The 1668-nt window shown below is 66.1% G+C and carries 2 protein-coding genes and 1 pseudogene; 2 read left to right on the top strand and 1 reads right to left on the bottom strand.

The features are described from left to right. A pseudogene (locus VIR09_RS07400) lies at positions 1-267 on the top strand (amino acid ABC transporter ATP-binding protein); the annotation flags it as partial. A 124-nt stretch (positions 268-391) separates the two neighbouring features. Here VIR09_RS07400 and VIR09_RS07395 read toward each other — a convergent pair. Further along, on the bottom strand, positions 392-1075 hold the full coding sequence (locus tag VIR09_RS07395; RefSeq protein WP_332012285.1) for a M23 family metallopeptidase: 684 nt from the start codon (positions 1073-1075) through the stop codon (positions 392-394). Between the two features lie 277 nt (positions 1076-1352). Here VIR09_RS07395 and VIR09_RS07390 point away from each other — a divergent pair. Then, the coding region (locus VIR09_RS07390; protein ID WP_332012284.1) for an MASE1 domain-containing protein at positions 1353-1668 on the top strand (316 nt) is incomplete at its 3' end.

The raw sequence follows: 1668 nt of genomic DNA, 5'->3' as shown, positions 1-1668 counted from the left end.
CTGCTGTGCGACGAGCCGACCTCGGCGCTGGATCCCGGCCTGGCGGCCGAGGTGGTGGACGTGCTGCGCCAGCTTGCGGCCGAAGGCATGACCATGCTGATGGCCACCCATGACCTGCGCCTGGCGGCCAGCGTGTCGCGCGAAGTGGTGTTCCTGCTGGATGGCACGGTGGTCGAATCCGGCGATTCGCGCACGCTGTTCAGCCAGCCCTCCGACCCGCGCACCGCGACGTTCATCTCGACACTGACGCAGGAAGCGGCGCTGTAGGGCGACTGCGGCCCCTATATCTCGGACCGGCGCGGCGAACTATGCATCCTGAAGCTGGATTCGCTCAAGCAGCTGGTACATATCTAGCGTCCTGCGCCGTATCTACGGCACGGAACAATACGAGCTACTTCGGCGGCAAGGAGCCCGCCGGATCGACCGCCTGGCCGTCGTAGCGCAGCTCGAAGTACAGGCCGATCTGCTTGCTGTCGCTATTGCCCATTTCGGCAATCTTCTGGCCTTGGCTGACGCGCTGCCCTTCCTTGACCAGCAACTTGCTGTTGTGCGCGTAGATGCTCAGGAAACTGGCGTTGTGCTTGACGATGACCAGATGGCCGTAGCCGCGCAGGCCGCTGCCCGAATAGGCCACCGTGCCTTGCGCCGCCGCCACCACCGGCGTGCCGGACGAATTGCTGATGACGATGCCGTTGGAGCCCGAGCCGTCGTAGCCGCGCGTGACCTTGCCCTGGGCGGGCCAGACCAGCGAGATCGCGCCCGGCGGGGCGGTGCGGCGCTTGGTGGTCGAGGTCGACGACTTGGGCGAGGGCGCGGGTTTGCCGCGCGCCTTGCTGGGCGTGGAGGAGGAGCTGGCCTGCCCGGCCGGCGGCTGGACCCGCAGCAATTGCCCGACCTCGATGGAATTGGAATTCGACAGATTGTTCCAGCGCACCAGATTGCTCACGCTGGTGCCCTGCTTGCGCGCGATCTGGGTCAGCGTGTCGCCCGACTGCACACGGTAGTAGCCGGGCTGGACCTTGGTGGTGCCGCAGGCGCTCAGCAATGTCAGCAGCGCAACCGCCAGGACGCACAGCCACCGGCGGGCGGACGGACCTGTCCAGCCCCCGCTGGCGGGCGCTGCGGCTGTGGATGGAACGGAAACGGGCAAGGCCGGAGCGGGCAAGGAGAGCACTGAAACCTGGGGCACTGAGGTGGAGTATCGGGATCTGAGTGCGTTCAAGGGTACCAAGATTTTGGCGGATTGGTGTGGCGCGGGCGCTTCGCGGGCCGGCGCGGAGCGTGTATAACCCGCAGATCGGGGCGAGCGGTTTTCGCCATGGATCAATGCGCCAGCAAGGACCCTCATGGGAATGAAAGACTCGTCCAGAAGAAATCCGCTCTGCCTGCTGTGGGCCATCCCCTATCTGCTTTGCGGCTGGTTCTCGCATCTGCTGAACGACCCGGTCAGCCATGCTTCGTTCGTGTGGCTGCCGCCCGGCGTGGCGGTCGGCGCATATCTGCTGACGCGGCGTCGCGACTGGCCCTTGCTGCTGATCGGCTTTTTCTGCGCGCAGTTGCTGCTGACGCTGGTCTGGCGCGGCCAGCCCGTAACGGCGGTAGTGTTCGCGATCACGGGCAGCCTGTCTTCGATGCTGGCCGCGTGGACAGTGCAGCGGCTGTCGCCAC

This window comes from Achromobacter sp. (genome assembly GCF_036567245.1).
In the GTDB taxonomy this organism is placed as follows: Bacteria; Pseudomonadota; Gammaproteobacteria; order Burkholderiales; family Burkholderiaceae_B; genus Achromobacter.
This window is presented reverse-complemented; position numbering and strand designations above follow the sequence as displayed.